Raw genomic sequence first — 5407 nt, 5'->3', positions numbered from 1 at the left:
TTGATTGTGGAAAACAACAAATTTCCATAAATTTCTATTAGTTTCTACTAATTTCAATTTTTTTAATAATATCTCCCTATCTCCTTAATCTCCACATCTCCTTTTGTTACACCACCTGAACACTTACAATTATAGCAATTAACTAAATGCTTCTTCAAGTTAAAGAATTAAAGAAATATTTTCAGATAAGAAAAGGTCTTTTGGGAAAAGCAGACACCGTCCGTGCCGTAGATAATATTTCATTTGATTTAGAAAAGGGAAAAACATTAGGGCTGGTTGGTGAAAGTGGGTGTGGAAAAACTACGACTTCAAAATTGATTTTAAGACTTCTTACCTGTACCTCAGGCAAGGTGTATTTTGAAGATGAAGATATTTTTAATTTGAATAAAGATTCAATGCGTCATCTACGCCAACAAATGCAATTGGTCTTTCAAAATCCTTATGGTTGTTTGAATCCACGAATGCAGATTGGAGATATAATTGGTGAGCCATTGATTATTCATAGATTAGCTAAAGGAAGACAGAAAAAAGAAAAAATTGCTCAATTACTTCAATTAGTTGGATTATCCCCGGATTGGAACAACCGCTATCCACATGAATTCAGTGGTGGGCAACTTCAGAGGATTGGAATTGCACGGGCATTAGCCACATCGCCAAAACTTATTGTTTTAGACGAGCCAGTTTCATCATTAGATGTTTCTATTCAGGCACAGATTGTTAATTTACTTTGTGATTTACAAGAAGAACTGAAACTAAGTTATATCTTTATTTCACATGACTTGAGGATAGTCAGGCAGATAAGCGATAGGGTGGCGGTGATGTATCTGGGGAAAATAGTAGAATTAGCGACTACAGCGGAAATTTATAGCCGAGCCCTTCATCCTTATACTCAAAAACTGCTGGCGAGTATCCCTGTTCCCAACCCTCAAATACGAAAGAAGATGGATATTTTAGCAGGCGAGGTGCCGAGTCCAATTAATCCACCAGCAGGGTGTAGATTTCAGACTCGATGTGAAGAACTCAGCGATAAATGTAAGGAATATGAACCTGAATTAAAGAAGATTAGCCCGCACCATTTCGTGGCATGTCACCAGAGGGGAAATTATGATAACAAAGATAAATGTTGAAGGATTTAAATTACATGCAAAAACTTCTATTGATGCTAAACCTATAACTATATTTATAGGACCAAATAATAGTGGCAAATCAAGCTTGATACAGGCGATTCAGTTGCTTTGTCAAACCTCTCCTGAGAAGAATATTTTTATCCCTGAGGTTAAGAAATTAGAAGAAACCTCAGCGTATTTATCTCCCTATAAAATAGATGTGGGTAGATTTGAAGATGTAATTAGAAAAGAAAGTGCAACTATCGGTATAAAGTTAAGGGGTAATATCAATGGCTCTGGATTATCTCTTGAAGTGACAATAGAAAATAATGAAGTTAAACCATCTGGAGGAAGAGATTTTCTATTTCAAGGAATCGCTAAGAAATTATTAGCATCCTGTTACTTTATATATCCATTAAGGGGTTTTGAAGAAGCAGGGTATCTATTACCTGACCAGCCTCCTGAGAAGTATTCAACACTTGAGAATGTAACATTAAATGATAGGATTGTAGCCTTAATAGCTGCATTTGCATATAATGCAAACTTACGAAAAGAAGTGGCACAAGAACTTAGCCAGATTATGGGTTATGGCATCGACATAGACATTCAATGGATAGGAAGTAATCGAGTAACAATTTTATTAAAACAACCAGCAAATACCCTGATGGTAAACGAAGGCTCAGGATTTCAACAAATGATATTTATTCTATTACCACTTATACTAATACCTGATAATTCCACTGTCTTTATTCAAGAACCAGAGGCTCATATTCATCCAAAGGCACAGGTAGACCTGGGAAGATTACTTATTAAGTTTTTAAAAAAGAAAAACATACAACTATTTATTGAGACACATAGTGAACATATCTTACATGCATTTATACATTCAATTGCTAAAAAAGATATATCAAATAATGAGTTAGCAGTCTACTATTTTGAAAACAAAGAAGGAAGAGCAGAAGTAAGGAATATTGAGGTTGATAAATTAGGGAGGGTAAAAGGGGGATTTCCAGGATTCTTTGACCAGAGTCTAAATGAATTAACTGAATTTTTGGAGGCTATTAGAGGGAGGGAAAAATGAAGAAGAGATTTAGGTTAACTCAGCAAACATTATACTCTGCTCTATCGGGAACAAATGAGTTAGATGAACTAATTAATAAGAAACCTATCATAGAGTTTTCTGACGATTTATCTGAGTTTAAAATAGAAGAAGAAAATATAAGAATAAAAGAGTGTATTCCAGCGTTTTTTTACCAAATATCTACAAATTCAGAAAAATCTATCTTTTTGCCAGAAAAGAAATTAAGTAAGGATACTATCTCACTTCAACCTATCTTTAACCCTATACGGTTTAAGAGTGGATTTGTAGGTGAGAATTTGACATTAGAAAAGTATTCTTCGCTTGATGAAGATGAGAAAATTCATCTTCAAACCACCCTATGGGAAAAAAATGGAGAGTGGCTTACCAATAAATTTGAAGAGTTGAATGCCGCCTGGGTAACAGTAATAAATGGAGAAATAGAGACATTCTCTTCTGACATCGATGAGTATCCACAGCGTGGTGATATATTAGATATGTGTCAAAAAAGAGGAAAATTCCCCTTTATCTTTATAAATAAAACACTTTTGACTATTGAAGAATCATCATCTAAATGGACAAAAACAAAATATATAGATGATTATTATCCCACAGTAGAGATTCAAGCAATTTCATCAAATTCAACTCTAAATATTATTGCAGACTTCGACACTGGAACCAGTGATTTGTTTGTAGATATGGCCAGATTGATCTCAGAAGGATTAATAGCCAGTCCTTTCCCTGAAGAGGTACCTGATACAGATGAACACTTGGGTGAAAATTACCGCTTTTATACAAAGCATTTGTGTGTTGGAATAGTTTCAGAACGAGGCAAAATTAAGAAAGTGAAGGATTTTTCTGTGTATTGTATTCGAAATTGGGGAAAAAGTCCATTTGTGAAGATAAATCCGAATCGTTCTGCTTTAGTCGGAAGGAGATTATTTCTAAAGATTGGATACTCTGTACATCTCCACTTTAGTAATCGAAAAACAGAGATTTATTAACTAAAGGATATACAAAAATTTTCGACCTGTGCGGTTAAATGTAAAATGAAAAATGTAAAATGAAAATGTATAACTGAAAGATAATGAGTCTTGCAAAGTAGTAAAATTTCCCATTTTTCATTTCCTATTTTACATTTGTTTTTCCTTTGCGTCTCTGCGATATAAATTAGTCTAATCGCACAGGTGGAAAATTTTTTTAAGAAAGGGGTAAAAATATGTCTAATCAGGAAATTCAAGAATTAGAGGTAAAAGCAAAAGAGATAAGGCGGTGGATAATTAAGATGTTAGCCGAGGCGGGTTCTGGACATCCAGGTGGGGCTTTATCATGCACCGATATAATCACCGCACTTTATTTCAAAATTATGAACCATAAACCTGATAACCCTAAGTGGGAAGACCGTGATAGATTTGTTCTTTCTAAAGGACATTCCTGTCCGGCATTATATTCTGCATTAGCATTATCTGGTTATTTCCCAACATCTGAATTAATGCGACTGCGGAAATTGGATAGTTTTCTTCAGGGGCATACAGATATGACGGCTACTCCAGGAGTAGAAATGTCGGCTGGCTCTCTTGGACAGGGATTATCTGTTGCCGGTGGTATGGCTTTAGCCGCTAAACTTGATAAGAAAAAATTTAGGGTATATGTGGTTTTAGGAGATGGTGAAAGTCAAGAAGGACAAATATGGGAGGCGGCAATGGCTTGTGCACATTATAAATTAGATAATTTATGTGCTTTCTTAGATTATAATAAATTGCAAATTGATGGGCCGGTAAATGAGGTGATGGTTATTGAACCGATAGTTGATAAATTCAAAGCATTTGGCTGGAATACAATTGAGATTGATGGTCACGATATGCATCAGATAATCTATGCCACCAATGAAGCAAATATTACTTACGGCAAACCAACTATGGTCATCGCTCACACGATTAAAGGTAAAGGCGTCTCTTTTATGGAAGGAAAGGTAGGTTACCACGGCGTAGCACCAACCAAAGAAGAAGAACAAAAAGCACTGTTGGAGTTAGAATAGAGGACAGAAGTTAGAGGTCAGAAGACTTATGATAGAAAATAAAGTATTATAATAAAAATGTCGATATAAAGAAAGGGGAAAATTATGGCAGAATTAATGGCAACCAGAGATGCTTATGGAGAAACATTGGTAAAATTAGGCATAGAAAATAAAGATATAGTGGTTTTAGATGCAGATTGCTCATCTTCAACGCGAACTTCTTTGTTTAAGGAAAAATTTCCAGATAGATTTTTTAACTTTGGTATTGGAGAGGCAAATATGATGGGTTTTGCGGCAGGGTTAGCGAGTTGCGGTAAAACTGTTTTTGCCTCGACCTTTGCAGTATTTGGCTCGGCACGGGTTTTTGACCAGATTAGAACCTCTATTGCCTGGCCAAAGGCTAATGTTAAGATTGTTGTTACGCATGCTGGTATATCCGTAGGTGAAGATGGTGCCTCGCATCAAGCCATTGAAGACCTTGCTTTAATGAGAAGTTTGCCTAATTTGACGGTAATTGTCCCGGCTGACGGAATAGAAACTGAAAAAGCTGTCATTACCGCCGCAAAGGATTCTACTCCATTTTATATCAGATTAGGTCGGGCAAAATTCCCGATAGTGTTTTCAGATGATTATGAATTTAAGATTGGTAAAGGAACTATTCTTAAACAGGGCAATGATGTAACTATTATTGCGATTGGACTTATGGTTTTTGAGGCACTTCAAGCCGCCGCAGAACTACAAAAAGAAGGAATTAAGGCAAGAGTAATTAATATGAGCACTATCAAACCAATTGATAAAGATATAATCATTCAGGCGGCTATTGAAACAGGGGCAATTGTTACTTGTGAAGAACATTCAATTATCGGTGGTTTAGGAAGTGCGGTGGCTGAAGTTTTAGTTGAAAACAACCCTGTGGCAATGAAAAGAATTGGCGTAAAAGATAGGTTTGGTCTCTCTGGCAAACCAGATGAATTATTAGAAAGATTTGAAATGAAATCAACTCATATCGTTCAGGCAGTTAAAGAAGTGATGATGAAGAAATCGTAACCACTGTTACAGGAGAAACGCTCATGCCCCTGTAGGGCACAAAGTCTTATGGTGAAATGTCAAGTAAAAAATTAAGTTTTTTTAAAAATATTTTTCTTGACTTATATCCCTAAAAAGGCACAAAAATAGTATGTTCGGATACAAGTGAATTTTTTAAAT

Annotated in this window: 5 protein-coding genes; all 5 read left to right on the top strand. The window is 35.5% G+C overall.

Annotated features, from left to right (window positions below; translation table 11 throughout):
• Nucleotides 1-146: 146 nt before the first annotated feature.
• Nucleotides 147-1127 carry a dipeptide ABC transporter ATP-binding protein gene (locus AB1422_16275; GenBank protein ID MEW6620864.1) on the top strand — a complete coding sequence of 327 codons (981 nt, stop codon included), beginning with the start codon at nucleotides 147-149 and terminating at the stop codon, nucleotides 1125-1127.
• On the top strand, nucleotides 1105-2187 hold the full coding sequence (locus AB1422_16270; GenBank protein ID MEW6620863.1) for a DUF3696 domain-containing protein: 1083 nt from the start codon (nucleotides 1105-1107) through the stop codon (nucleotides 2185-2187). Before AB1422_16275 ends, AB1422_16270 begins: the two co-directional genes overlap by 23 nt.
• On the top strand, nucleotides 2184-3188 hold the full coding sequence (locus AB1422_16265; GenBank protein ID MEW6620862.1) for a hypothetical protein: 1005 nt from the start codon (nucleotides 2184-2186) through the stop codon (nucleotides 3186-3188). Before AB1422_16270 ends, AB1422_16265 begins: the two co-directional genes overlap by 4 nt.
• A gap of 215 nt (nucleotides 3189-3403) precedes the next feature.
• Nucleotides 3404-4222: a transketolase gene (locus AB1422_16260; protein ID MEW6620861.1), complete on the top strand. Its 819-nt coding sequence runs from the start codon at nucleotides 3404-3406 to the stop codon at nucleotides 4220-4222.
• 84 nt (nucleotides 4223-4306) lie between these two features.
• Nucleotides 4307-5248: a transketolase family protein gene (locus AB1422_16255; GenBank protein ID MEW6620860.1), complete on the top strand. Its 942-nt coding sequence runs from the start codon at nucleotides 4307-4309 to the stop codon at nucleotides 5246-5248.
• The last annotated feature ends 159 nt before the right edge of the window (nucleotides 5249-5407 follow it).

The sequence above is a fragment of the bacterium genome, assembly GCA_040757115.1.
GTDB lineage: Bacteria > UBA9089 > CG2-30-40-21 > CG2-30-40-21 > SBAY01 > JBFLXS01.
Note: the sequence above shows the minus strand (reverse complement) of the source record. Positions and strands in the feature narration are given on the sequence as shown.

Excerpts from the sequence above, each read along its gene's own strand:
- AB1422_16275 (MEW6620864.1), top strand. The coding sequence starts at position 147 with ATGCTTCTTCAAGTTAAAGAATTAAAGAAATATTTTCAGATAAGAAAA.
- AB1422_16270 (MEW6620863.1), top strand. The coding sequence starts at position 1,105 with ATGATAACAAAGATAAATGTTGAAGGATTTAAATTACATGCAAAAACT.
- AB1422_16265 (MEW6620862.1), top strand. The coding sequence starts at position 2,184 with ATGAAGAAGAGATTTAGGTTAACTCAGCAAACATTATACTCTGCTCTA.
- AB1422_16260 (MEW6620861.1), top strand. The coding sequence starts at position 3,404 with ATGTCTAATCAGGAAATTCAAGAATTAGAGGTAAAAGCAAAAGAGATA.
- AB1422_16255 (MEW6620860.1), top strand. The coding sequence starts at position 4,307 with ATGGCAGAATTAATGGCAACCAGAGATGCTTATGGAGAAACATTGGTA.